The organism is Bradyrhizobium sp. B117, from assembly GCF_038969555.1.
Lineage (GTDB): Bacteria > Pseudomonadota > Alphaproteobacteria > Rhizobiales > Xanthobacteraceae > Bradyrhizobium.
In genome coordinates this window covers 5744373-5764737 of the sequence record NZ_CP152414.1, presented here as the reverse complement: position 1 = coordinate 5764737, position 20365 = coordinate 5744373, and the positions used below count along the sequence as shown (strand labels likewise).

Here is a 20365-nt window from a genome sequence, read left to right as displayed (position 1 = left end):
CAATTTCGTTCGGGCGGCGCGCTCGCGCGCGAGACGCCAGCCTCGTCGAACGCGCTCGTGAAAATCACGCGGTCGTTACGCGTGATCGCGCGACTCTCACGTGAGAGTCATTGCATCCGCCGTGGAAACGTAGCCCGAAGCAAAACTGAAGGAAATCTCCAGAATAATCACGCGCGTCTCAAGCGACGCTTCAAGATTGTCACGTGCGCGGCTGCTACGGGTTGAGATGAGGGGCTAGATCGATCGAAGGATCATTTGGATGTCTATTACCTCTGTTTTTTCCCCGGTTACGGGCCAGCTCAGCATCTTCGGAGACGCTACGAATAACGGCGTCGTGATCGGCCGCGACAAGTCCGGTCGCATCCTGGTCAACAACGGCTCTGTGAAAACTGTCGGCGGCGATCCCACCGTCACCAACACCAACGAGATTGACGTCTTCGGTCAAGGCGGCGACGACACGATCACCGTCAACGAATCCAACGGCCCGATGCCCGCGGTGCACGTCTTCGGCGGCGACGGCAACGACAAGATCACGGGCGGCTCGGGTGCCGACCTGCTGTTCGGCCAGGCCGGTAACGATACGATCAAGGGCGGCGGCGGCAACGATCTGCTGTTCGGCGGCGCGGGCAACGACACGCTCGACGGCGGCAGCGGTGACAACCAGTTGTTCGGCGAAGCTGGCAACGACCTCATGATCTGGAATCCCGGCGGCGGCACCAATCTGTTCGAGGGTGGTGACGGCAGCGACACGGCGCAGGTCAACGGCAGCAATGATTCCGAGACGTTCACGATCGTGGCGAACGGCACGCGCGTGCGATTCGACGGCACGGGTGCTGCACCGTTTTCGCTCGACATCGGCACGACGGAGAATCTGGTGCTGCACGCCGGCGGCGGCGACGACGTCATCACCGCGGGCAACGGGCTCGCTCCCCTGATCTCGCTGACGCTCGACGGCGGCGCAGGCAACGACAGGATCACCGGCGGCGACGGCAACGACCTGCTGATCGGCGGCTCCGGCGACGACATCGTCAATGGCGGACGCGGTAACGATGTCGCCCAGCTCGGATCGGGCGACGACACCTTCATCTGGAATCCCGGCGACGGCAGCGACACGGTCGAAGGCGGATCGGGCAACGACAAGCTGCTGTTCAACGGTGCCAACATCAACGAGAAGATCGACATTTCGGCGAATGGCGGAAGGGTGCGTTTCACCCGCGACGTCGCCAACATCACGATGGACCTCAACAGCGTCGAGCAGATCGAATTCGATGCGCGCGGCGGTGCCGACAACATCAACGTCGGCGATCTCACCGGCACCGGCGTCAAGCAGGTGCTGGTCGATCTCGGAGCCACGCCAGGGGGCACGCAAGGCGACGGCGCGGCCGATACAGTGACCGTCAACGGCACCAACGGCAACCAGCACATCACGGTCACGGCCGTGGGCACCACGGCCACGGTGACAGGCCTGCCGGAAGTCGTGACGATCGCGAATGCGGAAGCGGCCAACGACCGTCTGGTGATCCAGGCGCTCGGCGGCAACGACGTCATCGACGCGTCCGCGCTTCCCGCGGTGATCGGACTGACCCTCGACGGCGGTGCGGGCAACGACACCATCACCGGCAGTCAGGGCGCCGATCTCCTGATCGGCGGTGACGGCAACGACAAGGTCACCGGCGGCCGCGGCAACGACGTCGCCGATCTCGGTGCGGGTGACGATCTCTTCACGTGGAATCCTGGCGATGGCAGCGACACCGTCGAGGGCGGCGCGGGTACGGATACGCTGGTTTTCAACGGCTCCAATGTGGCCGAGAACATGTCGATCTCGGCGAACGGAACCCGTGCGCTGCTCACCCGCGACGTCGGTGCCATCGTCATGGATCTCGATGGCGTCGAGCACGTGCAGATCGCGGCTGCCGGCGGGGCCGACAATATCACCGTCAACGACCTGACCGGGGCCGGGGTGACGCAGGTCGCCATCGACCTCAGCGCCGGCCCCGGCGGCACGAGCGGCGATGGAGCTGCGGACCGCGTCACGGTGAACGGCAGTGCCGGAGACGACAACATCTCGGTGACGACCTCCGGCAGCTCGATCGTGGTCAACGGCCTTGCGGCGCAGGTGACGATCGCTCACTCCGATGCCGGTGACGTGCTCAGCGTCAACGGCGGTGGCGGCAACGACGTCATCAACGCGTCCACGATCAAGGCAGGGCAGCCGTTCAGCCTCGACATCAACGGCGGCGACGGCAACGACACCATCACCGGCAGCGCCGGCAATGACATCGTGAACGGCGGCCGCGGCAACGATGTCGCCAATCTCGGAGCCGGCGACGACACCTTCGTCTGGAATCCCGGCGACGGCAGCGACGTCGTCGAAGGCGGCAAGGGCACCGACACCCTGCAGTTCAACGGTGCCAATATCAGCGAGAACATCAACATCTCGGCCAATGGCGGCCGCGTGCTGTTCACCCGCGACGTCGCCGCCATCGCGATGGATCTCAACGGCGTCGAGCACATCAACTTCAACGCCCTGGGTGGCGCCGACAACATCACGGTCGGCGATCTCTCCGGGACCGGCGTGAACCAGATCAATCTCGACCTCGGCGCCAATGACGGTGCCGCCGATACGGTGAACATCAACGGCACCAGCGGCAGTGATGTCATCACGGTAACCGAGCACGACGGCATCATCACGGTGTCGGGGCTCGGCCAGGACATCAACATCACCGATGCCGGCGCGGGCGACAGGATCGTCATCAACGGTCTCGATGGCGACGATGTCATCACGGCCTCGGGCCTGCACGGCGGCATCCAGCTCGTCGCCAATGGCGGCAACGGCGACGACGTCCTGATCGGCGGTTCCGGCAACGACACGCTGAGCGGCGGGGCAGGCGATGACGTCCTGATCGGCGGCGGAGGTGCTGACGTCCTCGACGGCGGCAGCGGTAGCAACGTCGTGATCCAGGGCGGAGCGTTCGCCGCCGCGATGCTGCTCAACCAGGCCATGGCGGCAAGCTTCGCTCCCGCAGGCGACGGCCACGGCGAGATGCCGCTGGCCGATCCGCACACGGCGCAGACCCAGACGCTCGCCCCGCCGCAGCACGCCTGAGCTTGATGAAAGCTGCCGTTGCAACGACGTAGGTGCGCTCCCTCTCCCGCTTGCGGGGGAGGGCCGGGGTGGGGGTGTCTCCGCAATCGAGAACCCCAAGAGGAGCAAGAGGAGAAAGCGCTCACCCGCCGCTGCACCAAAGTCGAGGCTTCGCCTCGGTGTCCTTCGAGAAAAAGGGCCGCCCCACGGCGGCCGCTGCCTCTCCCGCAAGCGGGAGAGATCGACATCCCGCTCTAGCTGCTCCGCTCCGGAGAACACCCATGACGACGAACGTGGTCTTGCCTGACACGGGTCTCGACGCGCTGCTTACCCTGCTGCATCTGCAGGGTGTCGCGGCCGACCGCGACCAGCTGAGGCACCGGCTGGGCACGACCCGTTTCGGCGCAGCGGACATCGTCCGCTGCGCCAGGTCGCTCGGACTGAAGGCACGAACCTATCGAACGGAATGGAAGCGTCTGTCGGATACCCCGCTGCCGGCGATCGCGATGCTGCGTGACGGCAGCTTCATGGTCATCGCCAAAGCCACGACCGACAAGGTGCTGGTGCAGTCGCCGCAGGCGCAGCGGCCGGTGTTCATGGAGCGCGACGAGCTTGTCGCGCTCTGGGACGGCAGCTTGATCCTGATGGCCCGGCGCGCCGGGCTCTCCGACCTTGGACGCCGCTTCGACATCACCTGGTTCATCGGTGCGATCGGCAAGTATCGGCGGCTGCTGGGCGAGGTGGTGGCCGCCTCGTTCTTCCTTCAGCTGTTCGCGCTGGTCTCGCCGCTGTTCTTCCAGGTCGTGATCGACAAGGTGCTGGTGCACCGCTCGTTGTCCACGCTCGACGTGCTGGTGATCGGCCTCGTCGTCGTCTCGCTGTTCGACACGGTGCTCGGGATCCTGCGCAACTATCTGTTCGCGCACACCACCAACCGCATCGACGTCGAGCTCGGCGCGCGGCTGTTCCACCATCTGTTGGCGCTGCCGATGGCCTGGTTCCAAGCAAGGCGCGTCGGCGATTCCGTGGCACGGGTGCGCGAGCTCGAGAATATCCGCAACTTCATCACCTCATCGTCGCTGACCTTGCTCATCGACCTGGTCTTCACCTCGGTGTTTCTGGCGGTGATGTTCGCCTATTCGCCTGCCATGACCTGCATCGTGCTGGGCTCTTTCCCGTTCTACATCGCGATCTCGGCAGTGGCGACGCCGTTGTTCCGCCGCAGGCTGGAGGAGAAATTCCGCCGCGGCGCCGAGAACCAGGCATTCCTGGTCGAAAGCGTCAGCGGCATCGAGACGTTGAAGGCGATGGCGGTCGAGCCGCAGATGCAGCGGCGCTGGGAAGAGCAGCTCGCTGCTTACGTCTCCGCGAGCTTTGGCGTCAGCAGCCTCGGCAACACCGCGAGCCAGCTCGTGCAGTTCGTCAGCAAGGTCGTCACCGCCGCCATCCTCTATGTCGGTGCGCGGCTCGTGATCGGTGACGCCTTGACCGTCGGCGAGCTCGTCGCCTTCAACATCTTTGCAGGCAGAGTCTCGGCGCCGGTGCTGCGACTGGCGCAGGTCTGGCAGGATTTCCACCAGGCGCGGCTCTCGATCGCGCGGCTCGGCGACATCCTCAACAGCGCGGCGGAGCCGGCTTACTCCGCCGGCCGCGCCGGGCTCCCGCCGCTTCGGGGCAACATCCGCTTCGAGCACGTCGCGTTCCGGTACCGGCTCGATGGACCCGAAATCCTGCAAGACGTCTCGTTCGACATTCCGGCGGGCCAGACTGTCGGCATCGTCGGTTCGTCGGGCTCGGGCAAGAGCACCTTCGCAAAGCTGGTGCAGCGGCTCTACGTGCCGCAGGGCGGCCGCGTGCTGATCGACGGCATGGACCTCGTCATGACCGATCCGGCCTGGCTGCGGCGGCAGATCGGCGTCGTGCTGCAGGAGAACATGCTGTTCAACCGTTCGGTGCGCGACAACATCGCGCTGGCCGATCCAGCCCTGCCGATGGAGCGCATCATGGCGGCGGCAAGGCTTGCGGGCGCGCACGATTTCATTCTGGAGCTCCCCGAAGGCTACGACACCGTGGTGGGTGAGCGCGGCTCGACGCTGTCGGGCGGGCAGCGCCAGCGCATTGCGATCGCCCGCGCACTGGTGAGCAATCCCCGCATCCTGATCTTCGATGAGGCCACCAGCGCGCTCGACTATGAGAGCGAGCGGATCATCCACGACAACATGAAGGAGATCGCGAAGGGCCGCACGGTTCTGATCATCGCGCATCGTCTGTCCACCGTGCGCGGCGCCGACCGCATCTTCACGCTGGAGCGGGGACGTCTGGTCGAGGACGGCACGCATGACGCCTTGATCAAGACCGGCGGCCGCTATGCGGCCCTGCACCGCCTTCAGGGAGGCCTCTATGAGGTCGGCTAGCACCGTGCCGGCCCGAAAGCCGGAACAGACCGTCGTTCCCTTCAGGAACGCAAATACCCGGCGCGCCGAGGAAATCGCGTTCCTGCCGGCGGCGTTGGAAATCACCGAGACACCGCCGTCGCCGATCGGCCGCGCCATCGCGATCGCCCTGATGCTTCTGGTCTGCGCGGCGCTGGCGTGGTCCGCCTGGGGCACGATCGACATCGTGGCGTCCGCGACCGGGAAGGTCGTGTCGAGCGGGCGCAGCAAGGTGGTCCAGCCGTTCGAGACCGGCGTGGTGCGTGCGATCCGCGTGCAGGACGGGCAGGCGGTCAAATCCGGCGATGTGCTGATCGAGCTCGATCCAACCGTGAATGCCGCCGAGCGCGATCGCCTGCATGACGATCTCATGGCCGAGCGTCTCAATATCGTGCGTCTCCGCGCCGCGCTGATGGCTGGCGAAGATGCTTCGGTTGATCTCGTTGCACCCGCGGATGCCGACCCCGTGCTGGTGACGACGCAGCGGCAGTTGCTCGCGAGCCAGGTCGGCGAGCATCGTGCCAAGCTCGCGGCGCTTGCGCGCCAGGAGGCGCAGAAGGATGCCGAGCATCAGACCATTGCGGCGACGATCCACAAGCTCGATGCGTTGCTCCCGGTCACGCAGCAGCGCGTCGATATCCGCAAGACGCTGATGGAGAAGGAGATCGGCTCGAAGTTGACCTATTACGAGACGCTTCAGCTTCAGATCGAGCAGCAGGAGGAGCTTCGCGTCCAGAACAGCCGCTTGAAGGAAGCAGAGTCCGCCGTCGCCGCGATCCGCGAGACCCGCACGCAAGCTGTGGCCGAGTACAGGAAGAGCATCTCCGACGAGCTCGCCAAGAGCGAGCAGAAGGCCAATAGCGTTGCGCGCGACCTGATCAAGGCGGAGCAGCGGACCAGCTTGCAGCAACTGACGTCACCGGTTGACGGTGTCGTGCAGCAGCTAGCTGTCCACACCGTCGGCGGTGTGGTCACGCCAGCGCAATCGCTGCTGGTGATCGTGCCGTCGGATACGCGCCTAGAGGTCGAGGCAATGATCTCCAATCGCGACATCGGCTTCGTCGAGGCCGGGCAGGGCGCCGCGATCAAGATCGACACCTTCAATTTCACCCGCTACGGCCTGCTGGAAGGCCGCGTGCTGAGTGTCTCGCAGGACGCCATCATCCGCGACCGCCCGCCGGAGCGCGGCGACCGCGCGCTCGGGCAGCAGCATGACAGCAGCGAGCCCACCGGGCAGGAGCTCAGCTATAGCGCCCGCATCTCGCTCGATCGCACCCAGATGCAGGTGGACGACCGCCTCGTCAGCCTGTCGCCGGGAATGGCCGTGACGGTGGAAATCCGGACCGGCTCACGCACCATACTCAGTTACCTTTTGTCGCCATTGCAGCGCTACGGGCACGAGATCATGCGGGAACGCTAGGCCTTTCCGGTTAGCTGAGCCTATTCAATGGCTTCGCTACTGTGCATGGGGTTGTTTTGCGGATCTTGAAGTCAGCTGGCGGCTTCGTCGAACTGCGCGCTTGCCTCGAGCCATTGCTCCTCCGCGCGCGCGAGCGCGTCGGCGGCGTTGGCGCGGGCCTTTGAGAGTTGCGCGGCCTGCTTGGGATCGCGCGTAAAGATGTCGGGCAGGGCCAGCGCGGTGTCGATCTTGGCGATGATGTCGGTGACGCGCGCGATCTCGGATTCGGCGTCGGCAATGCGCTTCTTCAGCGAGCCGCGATTGTCCGATCTGGGCCGCTGCGGCTTCTCGCTCGGCGCACCACGCTCGCGTGCCGGCGCTTCGGCGTTGCGCGTGGACAGCACCAGGCGGCGGTACTCGTCGAGATCGCCGTCGTAATTGGTGACGGTGCGGTCGGCGACGATCCAGAGCCGCTCGGCGCAGGCCTCGATCAGATAGCGGTCATGCGAGACCATGATCACCGCGCCGGGGAATTCGTTGATGGCTTCGGCGAGCGCCGCGCGGCTGTCGATGTCGAGATGGTTGGTCGGCTCGTCCAGGATGATCATGTTCGGGCCGAAGAAGGTCGCAAGCCCCAGCAGCAGGCGCGCCTTCTCGCCGCCCGATAATTTGCCGGCCTTGGTGTCGGCGGCCTTGCCGGAGAAGCCGATCGCGCCGGCGCGCGCCCGCACCTTTGCCTCGGGCGCATCGCCCATCAGCTTGCGGACATGATCGTAGGCGGAAGCATCCTCATTCAATTCGTCGAGCTGGTGCTGCGCGAAATAGGCGATCGACAGCTTGTCCGCGCGCGTCACCTTGCCGGAGAAGGGCGCAAGGCGTCCGGCGAGCAGTTTTACAAGTGTCGACTTGCCGTTGCCGTTGGCGCCGAGGAGGGCGATGCGGTCGTCGTTGTCGATGCGCAAGGTGACTCGGCCGAGCACGGGCGCTGCCGGGTCGTAACCGACGGAGGCGTTGTCCACCGCGATGATCGGCGGCGACAGGATCTTCTCCGGCGCGGGGAAAGTGATCTCGCGCACGTCCTCGGTGACCAGCGCCGTGATCGGCTTCAGCCGCTCCAGCATCTTGACGCGAGACTGTGCCTGCCGGGCTTTCGAGGCCTTGGCCTTGAAGCGGTCGACGAAGGCTTGCAAGCGCGCACGTTCGGCTTCCTGGCGCTTGACGGCCTTGGCATCGAGCAGCTCGCGCGCGGCGCGTTGCTCCTCGAAGGAGGAATAGGTGCCCTTGTAGAGCGTGAGCTTGCCGCGCTCCAGATGCAGGATCTGGTCGACCGAGCTATCGAGCAGGTCGCGGTCATGGCTGATCACGATCACCGTGCGCGGATAATGCGCGAGGTGATCCTCCAGCCACAACGTGCCTTCGAGGTCGAGATAGTTGGTGGGCTCGTCGAGCAGCAGCAAGTCAGGGGCGGCGAACAGCGTTGCGGCAAGTGCGACGCGCATGCGCCAGCCGCCGGAGAATTCGGCGCAGGGGCGCAGCTGGTCGGCGGCGGAGAAGCCGAGACCGGAGAGGATCGCGGCGGCGCGCGCGGGCGCCGAATGGGCGTCGATGTCGACGAGCCGTGTCTGGATCTCCGCGATGCGGTGCGGGTCGGTCGCGCTTTCGGCTTCGTGAAGCAGCGCGTCGCGTTCGAGATCGGCCTTGAGCACGACGGAGATCAGGCTCTCCGGGCCGTTCGGCGCTTCCTGCGCGAGGCTGCCGACGCGCCAGCGCGGCGGTAGCGTCACGGTGCCGTGCTCGGCCGCGAGCTCGCCGCGGATCACCTTGAACAGGGTCGACTTGCCGGTGCCGTTGCGTCCAACCATGCCGACGCGCGAGCCCGGCGTGATCTGCACGGAACTCTGGTCAATCAGGAGGCGTCCAGCGAGGCGGATGGAAAGGTCGGTGATGGAAAGCATGGGGCCTTGTCACCGCAAGGCGCCGCGAACGCAACCCGTTTTTCCGTGACCGTAAGCGGTCCGAATCAAATCAATGCGGATCGCGGTCGCGCCGCCGCAGCTCGTCGAGGAGCTGCTCGAGATGGGTCGGCAGTCGCGGTTCGGGGCGGATGCTCTGCTGGAGCCGTTCGCCCACGGCATCACAAATCGAGCGGCTGGTGCGCCGGTCGATCTGTTCGCTGTCATTGGCAGAAGGGCCAGCCATCGCGCAGGTTCCGTGTTCTCAGAGTAACGACACGGTACCAAGTCCTTGGCCCCCCAAATTGTTTCGCCGGCCGCGGGGCATGCCCGACATTCTAGTAAAAATTGTATGAATTCGCGATATCCGCGCAAATACGAAGCCCCGGCGCAGGGGGGAACGCCGGGGCTTCGCATGGAAGGTACCTGGGGGAAGGTACCTGGGGCTCAAGGTGCTGTCGGGCTCAGTAGCAGCGGTTGATCAGCCGCCAGCGGGGTCCCCAGGGGGTCGGGACCAGCCGGCGCACGTAGCAGCCGCCATAACCGTAAGAGACGGGGGCATAGAAGCGCGGGCCGCCCCAGCCGTAGCCGTGGTGCCAGCCGCCACCACCGCCGTGCCAGCCCCACCCGCCATGCCAGTGAGCGGAGGCGGAGGTCGGTGCCAGCGCGGCACCCAGCGCGACCGCGGCGACGGCGGCAAGCGAAAGTTTCCTCAACATGGTGATCTCCTCAAAGACTGCCGGCGCGGGGCTATCGCGTCGATGAAAGGGCCGCCGAAACGGTCTGCCTTTGGATTGGCTTCGGTTTCGATGGGCCTGACCTTACCCCGGTGAAGCTGAACCCAATCCTGACGGGGGTTTCAGATTGGGTTCATCTGGGTGAAATTGTTGTAATCCATGCTTAATCCCGGGGGCCGGGCCCTGCGGCGAAGCGCCTGTGCGGCCGTTTGGGCGGTCGCTTGCCGTAACGCAAAGGCGCCGATATAAGCCCCGCAACTCGAAAACCACCGCTTTCTTCTCAAGGACAAGATTATGGCCATCGAACGCACTTTCTCGATCATCAAGCCCGATGCGACCGCGCGTAACCTGACCGGTGCGGTCAACGCCGTGATCGAAAAAGCGGGCCTGCGCATCGTCGCGCAGAAGCGCATCCGCATGACCAAGGAACAGGCCGAGACCTTCTATGCCGTCCACAAGGCCCGCCCGTTCTTCGGCGAGCTCGTTGAGTTCATGACCTCGGGCCCGGTGGTCGTGCAGGTGCTGGAAGGCGAGAACGCGATCGCCAAGTACCGCGACGCGATGGGTGCGACGGATCCGTCCAAGGCCGCCGACGGCACCATCCGCAAGCTCTACGCAAAGTCGATCGGCGAGAACTCGGCCCACGGCTCGGACGCCGCGGAGACCGCCGCGATCGAGATCGCGCAGTTCTTCTCGGGCAACGAGATCGTCGGCTGATCTCTCGGCTGGCGCGTTAACAAGGCGACGGGGCGAAAGGACTCATTGTGAACTGGCTCTGGCAGATCTTCGATCCCGCTACGATCGGGGCATTCTTCACCCAGTTCCGCAATGAGATGGCCGAGCCGACCTTCTGGATTGCGGTCGGCAAGATCATCTGGATCAACATCCTGCTCTCCGGCGACAACGCGCTGGTGATCGCGCTTGCCTGCCGCGGCCTGAAGCCGCGGCACCGGCTGTGGGGCATGATCCTCGGCGCCGGCGCGGCCGTGCTGCTGCGGATCATCTTCACGGGCATCGTCGCCAGCCTGATGGAGCTGCCCTATCTCAAGCTGGTCGGCGGTCTCGCGCTGATCGTGATCGCGGCCAAGTTGCTGGTGCCTGAAAACGAGGACGAGGAGGGCGTCGAGTCCGCCTCGCATCTGTGGCAGGCCGTGCAGATCGTGGTCGTCGCCGACATCGTCATGAGCCTCGACAACGTCATCGCGGTCGCGGCTGCCGCCAATGGCAGCGTGCCGCTGCTGATCCTCGGCCTTGCCATCAGCGTTCCCTTGATCGTCGCCGGTGCGGCGCTGATCATGGCGCTGCTTGCCAAGCTGCCGGTGCTGGTGTGGGCTGGTGCTGCGCTGCTCGGCTGGATCGCGGGCGAGGTGATCGCGACCGATCCCGGCATCGCGCCCAGGCTGCACACGCTGTTCGACGGGCCGCTCGGCGCCTCTCTGGACAAGATGCTCACTAGCATGCGCATCCCGCTGCAATTCGGCCATGGCGGGTCGGGCGGTGAATATCTCTGCGCGGCGCTCGGCGTCGTCGTCGTGCTGGTCGTCGGCACCATCTGGCGCCGGCGCAGCCTCGGCCAGGCCGCGCTCGAATCCTCCGAGCGCCACGCCAAGGCGTCGGCTGAATAATTCCCCAAGCGTAGTCAGCCAGCCTGATCAGTCTTGCCGGCCCACGCGCCGGCGAGTGTTGCAGCTGACTGCAAACTCTCCCGTCAAGCGGTCGCGCGTGACGCGCTTCGACATGTCGCAGCGTGACGCACAACGTTCGCAACCTCCGGGCGATCTAGAGTTTATCTCATTATAAACTGCTGAAATCAAAGGCCACTTTCGTTGACTCGATAACACTGCCCGCGGCACGTCGCTCCGTCGTTCATGTTCATGAAATCGGAAGCTGGTGCGATGCCGTCGCGAGTCATTTGCCGTCCCGTTGCTGTTCTTGCGTCCACCGTCACGACGCTTCCGAGGCTCTCCAGAGCCACAGCCTTCGCGGGCTCAGTCGCCGCCATCGCTTTGTTCAGCGCCGGCCTGCCGCAGCCCGTCAACGCTCAGGGCGCTGCGCCCGCGGCGGAGCGCGAGACCGCGCTACCGGCGGTGACCGTTGTCGGCGATGCGCAGAAGCAGCGCGCGCGTCCCCGCTCCAATCGCGGCCGAACGGCGGCTCGCGCCAGTTCACGCGCGGCTGAGCGGCCAGCGGTTCAGGCGGAAGGAAATCCCGCCGCGCCGAAACCGGGCGCACTTCCGCAGTCCTACGCAGGCGCGCAGGTCGCGCGCGGGGGCCAGGTCGGCCTGCTCGGCAACAAGGACTTCATGGATACACCGTTCAACATCACGAGTTACACGGCCAGGAAGATCGAAGATCAACAGGCCACGACGGTCGCCGACGTCGTCAGCAACGACCCCTCGGTTCGCTTCACGGGGCAGACCGGCGGCATTCTCGATTCCTTCTTCATCCGCGGATTTCCGATCGGCGAGGGCAATGTCGGAGAAATAGCCTTCAACGGCGTCTATGGTGTCGCGCCGAACTACCGTGTGTTCACCGACTACGTCGAACGGATCGAGATCATCAAGGGGCCGACCGCGCTGCTTTATGGCATGGCTCCAAACAGCAGCGTCGGCGGCACCATCAACATCGTTCCGAAGCGTGCCGGGGATGTCGATCTCACGCGCGTGACCACCGACTACGCGACGAGCTCCCAGTTCGGTACGCATCTCGACGTCAGCCGCCGGTTCGGCGAGAACCGCGAATTCGGAATTCGCGTTAACGGCAGCTATCACAATGGCGATACGCCACTGGACAATCAGAGCCGGGAGGCACATGTCGGCTCCGCCGCGTTCGACTATCGCGGTGAGAGATTCAGGGCGTCGCTCGACTTCATCGACCAGGAAGAAAAGTTCGACGCGCCCACTAGGCCGTTTCTGGTCGCAACAGGCGTGGCCGTCCCGACCGCGCCAGTTGGCAGGCGCAATGTCACGCAGGCCTGGGAATGGGCCAAGGTTCACGACAACTCGCTGCTGGCGCGCGCCGAATACGATGTGACGGATTCCGTGACGGTGTTCGCCGACGGCGGTGGTGGCCGGACCCAGGTCGATCGCTTGTTCGGCACGCCGACGATCCTGAACGCGGCCGGCAACACCACGTCGACACCGGGGCGCTTCAAATTCGACATCGACAGGGACGTGGCCGACGCAGGCGTGCGCGCCCGGTTCGACACCGCCGCGATCAGTCACGCCGTGACTTTCCAGGGAAGCTATTACACAGACCAGATCGGACGGGGCTCTGTGTCCGGGACGCCCGTGCTGTCCAATATCTATGCGCCGATCGCCCGCCCCGAGCAACTCGTTCCGGCGCCCGCGACCGTTCCGAAGCTGTCGGACACCGAATTGACCGGCCTTGCGCTGGCCGACACGTTGTCAGTTTTCCAGGAGCGTCTTCAGCTGACCGTCGGAGTTCGGCAGCAGGGCGTCAAGTCGAACAATTACAACACCACGACGGGCGCCGTGACCGCCTCCTACGACCAGACGGCGTTCACGCCGATGGTCGGCGTGATCGTCAAGCCCTGGAGCAACGTTTCGCTCTACGCCAACTACATCGAAGGGCTAAGCAAAGGCGACATCGCACCGACGACGGCGAGCAATTCCGGAGAGGTCCTGGCGCCCTATTTCAGCAAGCAGACGGAAGCAGGCGTCAAGATCGATTTCGGCATGCTGGCCACCACGATCAGCCTGTTCGAGATCACCAAGCCATCGGGACAGCTGGGCGTCGACAGGGTCTTCCGCGCCGACGCCGAGCAGCGCAATCGCGGCCTGGAATTGACCGTGTTCGGAGAGCTGCAGCCGGGCATTCGCGTTCTTGGCGGCGTGACGCTGATCGACCCCGAACTGACGAAGACGAGCGCGCCAGTCAATCTTGGCAAGACGCCGATCGGTGTGCCTCAGGTGCAAGCGAACCTGTCTGCTGAATGGGATACGCCGTTCGCGCCTGGTCTGACGCTGGTCGCAAACACCGTCTATACCGGATACCAGTATCTCGATGCGGCGAATACGCAGGTCGTTCCGGCCTGGACGAGGCTCGATCTGGGGGCTCGCTACAGCACGCGTATCAACGACCGGCCGGTGACGTTCCGGGCCCTGGTCCAGAACGTGTTCGACACCAACTACTGGGCCGGCGTTGCGAGCTTCTCCGCAGTGTCGCAGGGCAATCCGCGAACCCTGCTGTTGTCGATGTCGACCGATTTCTGAGCCGGCTCGGCTTGACGCGTACAATGACGATGTTGCGGGGCCGGAACCTCGCCGGACGCGCGCGGCGGGGGCTTCTGTGGACTCATCGGTGGCTCGGACTGGCCGGCGGCATCGTCGTCGTGCTGATCGGCCTCACGGGAAGCTTCGTCGTCTTCTATCGCGAAATCGACGCCGCTCTGAACCCGGCGCTTTACACGCCCGCGACCCCCGAACAAAGCGTTGTGTTGAGCGAGGTGATCCGCGCTGCCGCGGCGGCGGATGCCGCGCCGATTTCCACGATCCTCGTTCCGGATCGGACCTGGCCGGTATGGATCGTCATACATGCGCACGAAACCCAGAGAGGTCATTATCCAAATCGTTGGACGACCATGGTCGATCCATCAAACGGGAAGGTGCTGGGGCGGCGTGACTATATCAACGCGTTCGCGCTCAAGGTCTATCGTCTCCACTATACGCTGCTGCTCTACGAGTGGTGGGGCAGGGAATTGGTCGGCGTGGCCGGATTCATGCTGCTGGGCTTGACGGCGTCGGGCTTATTCCTGTGGTGGCCGAAGCCGGGTCGGTTCTGGCGATCGATATCGGTCCGCAGGGACGTGTCGCTGCTGCGATTTGTCTTCGACGTTCATGGCGCTGCCGGCTTTTGGGCGCTGTTCGTGCTCCTGGGACTCTCGGTCACCGGCATCGGCCTCGTTTTTCCGGACGTGGTGCGTCCCATCGTCGGCGTTCTGTCGCAGCCGACGCCTGATCACTCGCCACGGATCGCAGCGCCACCTTCCGCCGGGACACCGCTGCTCTCTCCCGATGCGATCATGCGACGCGCACAGGAGGCCAAGCCGGGCATGGCGGTCGCCATGCTGTCCCCGCCGAGCGAAGCGCGCAACACGTGGCGCGTGCAGTTCCGCCCGGAGGGAGCTGATCCCGCCGTGCGGACACGAGGGGCGATCTGGCTCGATCCATGGAGTGGCGCGGTGGTGCACGATCGCACGTTCGATGCCATGTCGCTGGGCGACCGCTATGTGGCCGAACAGCTCTGGCTCCACAATGGCGCGACGTTTGGACTCGCGGGGCGCCTGCTGGTTTTCGCAGCCGGATTCGCGCCTCTCGCGCTGTTCGTCAGCGGCTTGATCATGTGGCTCAAACGACGTTCCGGGAGATGAGGACCGGCTAAATTGGATGTGAGCTTTTGAGGCCCCACATCGCGCTTTAGTCCGTCACCGCCGCACAATCGAGCCGTTGCGGCCGATCAGGCGGGCGAGCTGGCGGAAGCGGCTGCCGACGCGGTCGGCGACGAGGTCGACGAGCCGGTGCTCGAACACCAGCATCAGGTTGCGGCCCTGGCTGCGGAAATGCGTGGCCGGCAGCACGCCGGGCCGGGCCGCGGAGATCAGATGGGCGACGCGGAACGCCGCGCCGAGCAGGCGGGCGCGTTCGAGCTGGGCCGGCGTGAGCAGCTCCTGCATGGTGGCCGGAGGCTGGTTCTCTTCGCTGAGGCCCGCATAGCGATAGAACACGGACAGGCCGACGAAGGCGCGCTCGGTGTGGGTGACGGCGCCGAAATTGGCGTTGACGACGAGGCTGAGCGTCTGCTCGCCGCGATGGTCCGGATGCACCCGCCAGCCGATGTCGGAGAGCAGGCACGCGGTGTGGCGCAGGCGGCGGTCCTCCGGCGTCTCGCGCAGCTTCACCACCCGCACCAGGATATCGGTCCAGGCGATCAGCTCGCGGGCATGCTTCGCCGAACGTGACAGCAGCTGGTTCAGCTCCTCGGCCGCGCAGATCAGCCCGTCCTTGTTGCGCTCGGTTTCCGTCAGCTTCTCGTGCAACAGGCCCTCGCGCACGCCGAAGGTCGAGAACACGATGGTCTTGGGCTTTGCAACGCGGATGATGTGCTCGAGCACCAGCGCCGCATAGGTGAGGAGCGGACGGCGAGCGTCGGCAACGACCTCGATGTCGGCGAGCATGCCGGTGGCGGCAAGGCGGCGCAGACGGCGCGAGAAGTCGAGCGCTTCAGCCGCGGGAATCGAATAGCCGTGCATCACCTGAAGCGGATAGCCGCTCTGGATGATGTGGATGCGCGCGAGCGCGCGCCAGGTGCCGCCGACGGCGTAGAAGGTGCGGCCGCGGCCGGCGGTGAGCTGCGGCACATCGTCGATCTCCTCGCGCACGATCCGGTCGGCGCGCTTGAGCGATTTGTGCGCGAGGTCCTGGAGCGCGAGACCGCCGAGCGGCAGTGTCACGCCGCTGCGCACGCTGTTCCGGCGCACGTCGATCAGTTCGAGCGAGCCGCCGCCGAGATCGCCGACGATGCCGTCGGGATGATGGATGCCCGAGATCACGCCGAGCGCCGACAGCCGCGCCTCGCGCGGGCCGGACAGGATCTCGATCTTCACCGCGCAGATGCGTTCGGCTTTCGCGATGAAGTCGGGGCCGTTGGAGGCGTCGCGGCAGGCCGCGGTCGCGATCGCGAACACGCGGCCGACCTGCATCACCCGGCAGAGAGCGCGGAACCGCTTCAGCGAGGTCAGCGCCTTGTCGACGGCGTCGGGCGCGAGCAGGCCGGTGCTCTGCACCTCGCGCCCGAGGCCGCACAGCGTCTTCTCGTTGAAGATCGGGAGGAGGCTCCGCGTCAGCCCCTCGTAGACGACGAGACGGACCGAGTTGGAGCCGATGTCGATGACCGCGACGCTCGAGCCGCGCTTGCGCGGCCGCTTCACGTCGACGGTCCCGGATCAGGACTGATGACGTTCATTACGGCGCGTGAGGCGGCGCGGCGAGGATTCCTTGAGCGACTTTCCACGGCCAGACAGACTCGGATTTGTCATGAAGTAGTTGTGCACGTTGAAAGGCTCCTCGCCCTTCGCGGCCTTCATACGCGTTGAGGACCCGTCCGGCAACAACTGCCAGCTTTGCTCATTGTCCTTCAGGTTGGCGACCATGATCTGTTCGAGAACCTGCTGATGCACCGTGGGATTTTGCAGCGGACACAGCACCTCGACGCGGCGGTCGAGGTTGCGCGGCATCATGTCGGCGGACGAGATATACACAGCAGCTTTGGCGCTCGGCAGGCCCTGGCCCATGCCGAAGCAGTAGATTCGGCCGTGTTCCAGGAAGCGTCCGATGATCGACTTGACGCGGATGTTCTCGGACAGGCCGGGGATGCCGGGCCTGAGGCAGCAGATGCCGCGCACCACGAGCTCGACCTGCACGCCGGCCTGTGACGCCTCATAGAGCGCGTCGATGATGTCGGGGTCGACCAGCGCATTCATCTTCATCCAGACCGCGCCGGGACGGCCGTGCTGGGCATGCGCGGTCTCGCCCTGGATGTGCTCGATGATGCGCTTGCGCAAGGTCAGCGGCGATACCGCCATCTTCTCCAGATCGCTCGGCGCGGCATAGCCGGTGATGAAGTTGAACACGCGCGCGGCGTCACGGCCGATGGTCGGATCGGAGGTGAAGTAGGAGAGGTCGGTGTAAATACGCGCGGTGACCGGATGGTAGTTGCCGGTGCCGGTGTGGACGTAGGTGGTGAGGCTGCCGCCCTCGCGGCGGACCACCATCGAGAGTTTTGCGTGCGTCTTCAATTCGAGGAAGCCGTAGACGACCTGCACGCCAGCGCGCTCGAGGTCGCGCGCCCAGCGGATGTTGGCTTCCTCGTCGAACCGCGCCTTCAATTCGATCAGCGCGGTGACGGACTTGCCGGCTTCGGCGGCCTCGGCAAGCGCGCGCACGATCGGCGAATTGTTGGAGGTGCGGTACAGCGTCTGCTTGATCGCGACGACGTCAGGATCGCGCGCGGCCTGCTGCAGGAACTGCACGACGACATCGAAAGATTCGTAAGGGTGGTGGACGATGAGGTCTTTCTGGCGGATCGCCGCGAAGATGTCGCCGCCATGCTCGCGTACGCGCTCGGGATGGCGCGGCACGTAAGGGGTGAATTCGAGGTCGGGCCGGTCGAGGCGGGTGAGCTGCGAGAGCTCGTTCATGGCGAGCACGCCGTCGACGAGGAACACCTCGTCATCGGCAGCCGACAGCGCGTGCTGCACGAAGCTGCGCAGCTCCTCGGGCATCTTGGCGTCGATCTCGAGCCGGATCACCGATCCGCGGCGGCGGCGCTTCAGCGCGGTCTCGAACAGGCGGACGAGGTCTTCGGCCTCTTCCTCGATTTCGAGCTCGGAGTCGCGGATGATGCGGAAGGCGCCCTGGCCGTGCAGATTGTAGCCGGGGAACAGGCGGTTGATGAACAGGCCGGTCGCCTGCTCCAGCGAGATCAGCCGCATCTTGCCCTCGGCCGGCAGCCGGATGAAGCGGTCGATCTTGCCGGGCATGCGGATCAGCGCGTTCATCTGCTTGCCGTCGGCCTCGCGCGTCAGCTGGAGCGCGATGGTGAAGCCGAGGCTCGGAATGAACGGGAAGGGGTGGGCCGGGTCGATCGCGAGCGGCGTCAACAGCGGGAACACGTTGTTGAGGAAGTAGTCCTCGATCCAGGTCCGTTCCGCCTTGGTGACGTCCTTGCCGTCGACCAGCACGATTCCGACATCGGCCAGCGTGCCGCGCAGGTCGCGCCAGATCGCCTGCTGGTCGGAGGCGAGCCGGGAGACGGTGCGGTTGATCAGCGCGAGCTGTTCGGACGGCGTCAGGCCGTCAGGAGCGCGTTCGGCAATGCCCTCGCGCACCTGGGCCTTGATGCCGGCGACGCGGACCATGAAGAACTCGTCGAGGTTATTCGCCGATATCGACAGGAATCGCACCCGCTCCAGCACGGGGTGGCTGGGATTGACCGATTCCTCCAGGACGCGGCGGTTGAAATGCAGCCAGGACAGCTCGCGATTGATGAACCGCTCGGGGCTGGTGGCGATCGCCGGCAGGCCGTCGACCTCGGATGCTTTTTCTTTAATTTCAACGGCTTGCGCTGATTCCATGAGAAGTCGGTCCATCCAGTTCGCCCTACCTTGCGACTTATGCGCAAAAACCGGCGGGAGCATGTGTTAGTGCGATGACGTTTCGATGACATTGATGTTCCGCCGCCGCGCCGCGTCAAGCGGCCAAGGGTGGGTGGGCGGCCAAGGGCGGCCAAGGGCGGCCAAGGGCGGCCAAGGGCGGCCAAGGGCGGTCAAGGGCGGTCAAGGGCGGCCGGCGGTCCTCAGGCGTCCCGCAGCAGCTCGGCGGCCAGCGCCCTTGTGACGGGACGGCCGAGCCGCAGGGCCTCGCTGTCGAGCAGCTCTACGGCCTGCCGGGCGGCGGCCGAGGACCGCTCCAGACGAGTGGCGAGATAGCCGACCACGCTCTCGTCCACGGTGAGCTGGCGATCGGCGCAGAATTTGACGAGCAGGCCGCGGAAGAGCTGGTCGTCGGGAGGGAACAGCGAGATGACGGGAACGGCGCGCAGGCGCGAGCGCAGGTCGCGCAGCTCGATCTCGAGCGATGCCGGCACCTCGCGTCCGGTGATTAGGACGTAGGCGCCGTCCTCGCGGGCGAGGTTCATCAGATGGAAGAGGGCGCGCTCGTCAAACTCCCCGGCCTTGAGATCCTCGACCACCAGCGCGCCGGTGGCGAGCGCGCCCGGGACGCCCGCGGCGGTCAGCGCATTGGCCGTGGTCGAGCGGGCGCCTGATACCTCGGCCCAGATCGCGGCGAGGTGGCTCTTGCCGCTGCCTTCGGGACCTGCCAGCCACATGATCCGGTTTGACCATTCCGGCCAGCTGTCGATCAAGGCGAGACCGGCGGCATTCGCAGGGCCTTCGAGGAAATTGTCCCGGCTAAGGCTCTCCGCATGCGGAAGCGAAAACGCCAATTGTCGGGGATGAACGCGGCCTGCCACGCTTGCTTTGCTCCATGCCGGCGCGCCGGCTGTGTTTGACGAGATTCGACTTCATCGGGTGGGAGTTGGCCTTTTGCGGGGCCGTCTCCCAACTCACTTGGCCTCGATCGTGCTCATGTGCCGCAGCCACTCGACGAGGTAGAGCGACACCGAGGAGAGCGTGAAGACCGTGACGAGGCCCATCAGGACGATGTCATAGGGCGCCGGCTTGAAGCCGAAGGCAAGGGCGGCCAGCACCAGGGCTGCGTAGGAGACCTGGGCCGCTGTGTTTAGCTTGGATACTTTCGACGGCTTCATCTCGACGGGCTTGTCGAACAGCCAGGATACGATCACGGCCGCGACGATCATGATGTCGCGCGACACCACCAGGATCACGATCCAGCGCGGGATGTCGCCCCAGATGCCGAGCGCGAGGTAGATCGACACCAGCAGCGCCTTGTCGGCGAGCGGGTCGAGCAGGGCACCGAGCTCGCTCGTCATGTTGAAGCGCTTGGCCAGGAAGCCGTCGACGGCGTCGCTGATGCCGGCAATCAGGAAGACGGCGAATGCCACCTCCATTTGGCTCGACACGATGGCCCAGACGATGATCGGGACCAGCATGATGCGGCCCAGGGTAATGATGTTCGGAATACTCACGCGGCGCTTCCCGGCACCCGGTCTGACCTCGAATCCGGCCCCCAGGGAGGCTGAACCGGTTGATATCTCTA

14 protein-coding genes are annotated in these 20365 nt (G+C 65.4%); 7 read left to right on the top strand and 7 right to left on the bottom strand.

Going from position 1 to position 20365, the window contains the following annotated elements; genetic code table 11:
- Window positions 1-259 precede the first annotated feature (259 nt).
- From AAFG16_RS28295 to AAFG16_RS28285, 3 genes are all read left to right on the top strand, one after another.
- A complete protein-coding gene (locus tag AAFG16_RS28295) occupies window positions 260-3106 on the top strand; it encodes a calcium-binding protein (protein ID WP_342730532.1) in 2847 nt (948 codons plus the stop codon).
- A 260-nt stretch (window positions 3107-3366) separates the two neighbouring features.
- Window positions 3367-5499, top strand: coding sequence for a type I secretion system permease/ATPase (locus tag AAFG16_RS28290; protein WP_342730530.1), 2133 nt, complete (start codon window positions 3367-3369; stop codon window positions 5497-5499).
- Entirely contained in the window at window positions 5486-6937 is a 1452-nt protein-coding gene (locus AAFG16_RS28285; protein ID WP_342730528.1) for an HlyD family type I secretion periplasmic adaptor subunit, read from the top strand. Before AAFG16_RS28290 ends, AAFG16_RS28285 begins: the two co-directional genes overlap by 14 nt.
- A gap of 71 nt (window positions 6938-7008) precedes the next feature.
- Here AAFG16_RS28285 and AAFG16_RS28280 read toward each other — a convergent pair whose 3' ends face one another.
- The 3 genes from AAFG16_RS28280 to AAFG16_RS28270 form a co-directional block, all read right to left on the bottom strand.
- Window positions 7009-8871, bottom strand: a complete 1863-nt coding sequence (locus AAFG16_RS28280) for an ABC-F family ATP-binding cassette domain-containing protein (RefSeq protein WP_342730526.1) — start codon at window positions 8869-8871, stop codon at window positions 7009-7011.
- Between the two features lie 70 nt (window positions 8872-8941).
- Window positions 8942-9115, bottom strand: coding sequence for a hypothetical protein (locus tag AAFG16_RS28275; RefSeq protein WP_283079631.1), 174 nt, complete (start codon window positions 9113-9115; stop codon window positions 8942-8944).
- Window positions 9116-9332: 217 nt separating this feature from the next.
- Entirely contained in the window at window positions 9333-9587 is a 255-nt protein-coding gene (locus AAFG16_RS28270; protein WP_027557605.1) for a hypothetical protein, read from the bottom strand.
- Between the two features lie 312 nt (window positions 9588-9899).
- Here AAFG16_RS28270 and ndk point away from each other — a divergent pair, with 312 nt between their 5' ends.
- From ndk to AAFG16_RS28250, 4 genes are all read left to right on the top strand, one after another.
- Entirely contained in the window at window positions 9900-10322 is a 423-nt protein-coding gene (gene ndk, locus AAFG16_RS28265; protein ID WP_027557606.1) for a nucleoside-diphosphate kinase, read from the top strand.
- Between the two features lie 47 nt (window positions 10323-10369).
- Window positions 10370-11230 (top strand): TerC family protein, encoded by an 861-nt coding sequence (locus AAFG16_RS28260; RefSeq protein WP_283079630.1) that lies wholly within the window; start codon window positions 10370-10372, stop codon window positions 11228-11230.
- Between the two features lie 270 nt (window positions 11231-11500).
- The gene (locus AAFG16_RS28255; protein WP_342730522.1) at window positions 11501-13840 is read left to right on the top strand and encodes a TonB-dependent siderophore receptor; all 2340 of its coding nucleotides are present in this window, start codon (window positions 11501-11503) and stop codon (window positions 13838-13840) included.
- 119 nt (window positions 13841-13959) lie between these two features.
- Window positions 13960-14997 (top strand): PepSY-associated TM helix domain-containing protein, encoded by a 1038-nt coding sequence (locus AAFG16_RS28250; RefSeq protein ID WP_342730520.1) that lies wholly within the window; start codon window positions 13960-13962, stop codon window positions 14995-14997.
- A 54-nt stretch (window positions 14998-15051) separates the two neighbouring features.
- Here AAFG16_RS28250 and ppx read toward each other — a convergent pair whose 3' ends face one another.
- The 4 genes from ppx to AAFG16_RS28230 all read right to left on the bottom strand — a co-directional run bounded on the left by ppx (window position 15052) and on the right by AAFG16_RS28230 (window position 20294).
- Window positions 15052-16554 (bottom strand): exopolyphosphatase, encoded by a 1503-nt coding sequence (gene ppx, locus AAFG16_RS28245; protein WP_283079627.1) that lies wholly within the window; start codon window positions 16552-16554, stop codon window positions 15052-15054.
- A gap of 15 nt (window positions 16555-16569) precedes the next feature.
- The gene (locus tag AAFG16_RS28240; RefSeq protein ID WP_283079626.1) at window positions 16570-18759 is read right to left on the bottom strand and encodes an RNA degradosome polyphosphate kinase; all 2190 of its coding nucleotides are present in this window, start codon (window positions 18757-18759) and stop codon (window positions 16570-16572) included.
- A 221-nt stretch (window positions 18760-18980) separates the two neighbouring features.
- Entirely contained in the window at window positions 18981-19658 is a 678-nt protein-coding gene (locus AAFG16_RS28235) for a DnaA/Hda family protein (RefSeq protein ID WP_342730518.1), read from the bottom strand.
- Between the two features lie 93 nt (window positions 19659-19751).
- Window positions 19752-20294, bottom strand: a complete 543-nt coding sequence (locus AAFG16_RS28230; protein WP_283079624.1) for a CDP-alcohol phosphatidyltransferase family protein — start codon at window positions 20292-20294, stop codon at window positions 19752-19754.
- Window positions 20295-20365 lie beyond the last annotated feature (71 nt).

What these genes read in the sequence shown, in the direction of transcription:
- AAFG16_RS28270 (WP_027557605.1), bottom strand. Translation starts at nt 9,587, where the DNA reads ATGTTGAGGAAACTTTCGCTTGCCGCCGTCGCCGCGGTCGCGCTGGGT.
- AAFG16_RS28275 (WP_283079631.1), bottom strand. Translation starts at nt 9,115, where the DNA reads ATGGCTGGCCCTTCTGCCAATGACAGCGAACAGATCGACCGGCGCACC.
- AAFG16_RS28290 (WP_342730530.1), top strand. Translation starts at nt 3,367, where the DNA reads ATGACGACGAACGTGGTCTTGCCTGACACGGGTCTCGACGCGCTGCTT.
- ndk (WP_027557606.1), top strand. Translation starts at nt 9,900, where the DNA reads ATGGCCATCGAACGCACTTTCTCGATCATCAAGCCCGATGCGACCGCG.
- AAFG16_RS28280 (WP_342730526.1), bottom strand. Translation starts at nt 8,871, where the DNA reads ATGCTTTCCATCACCGACCTTTCCATCCGCCTCGCTGGACGCCTCCTG.
- AAFG16_RS28285 (WP_342730528.1), top strand. Translation starts at nt 5,486, where the DNA reads ATGAGGTCGGCTAGCACCGTGCCGGCCCGAAAGCCGGAACAGACCGTC.
- AAFG16_RS28255 (WP_342730522.1), top strand. Translation starts at nt 11,501, where the DNA reads ATGCCGTCGCGAGTCATTTGCCGTCCCGTTGCTGTTCTTGCGTCCACC.
- AAFG16_RS28295 (WP_342730532.1), top strand. Translation starts at nt 260, where the DNA reads ATGTCTATTACCTCTGTTTTTTCCCCGGTTACGGGCCAGCTCAGCATC.
- AAFG16_RS28240 (WP_283079626.1), bottom strand. Translation starts at nt 18,759, where the DNA reads ATGGAATCAGCGCAAGCCGTTGAAATTAAAGAAAAAGCATCCGAGGTC.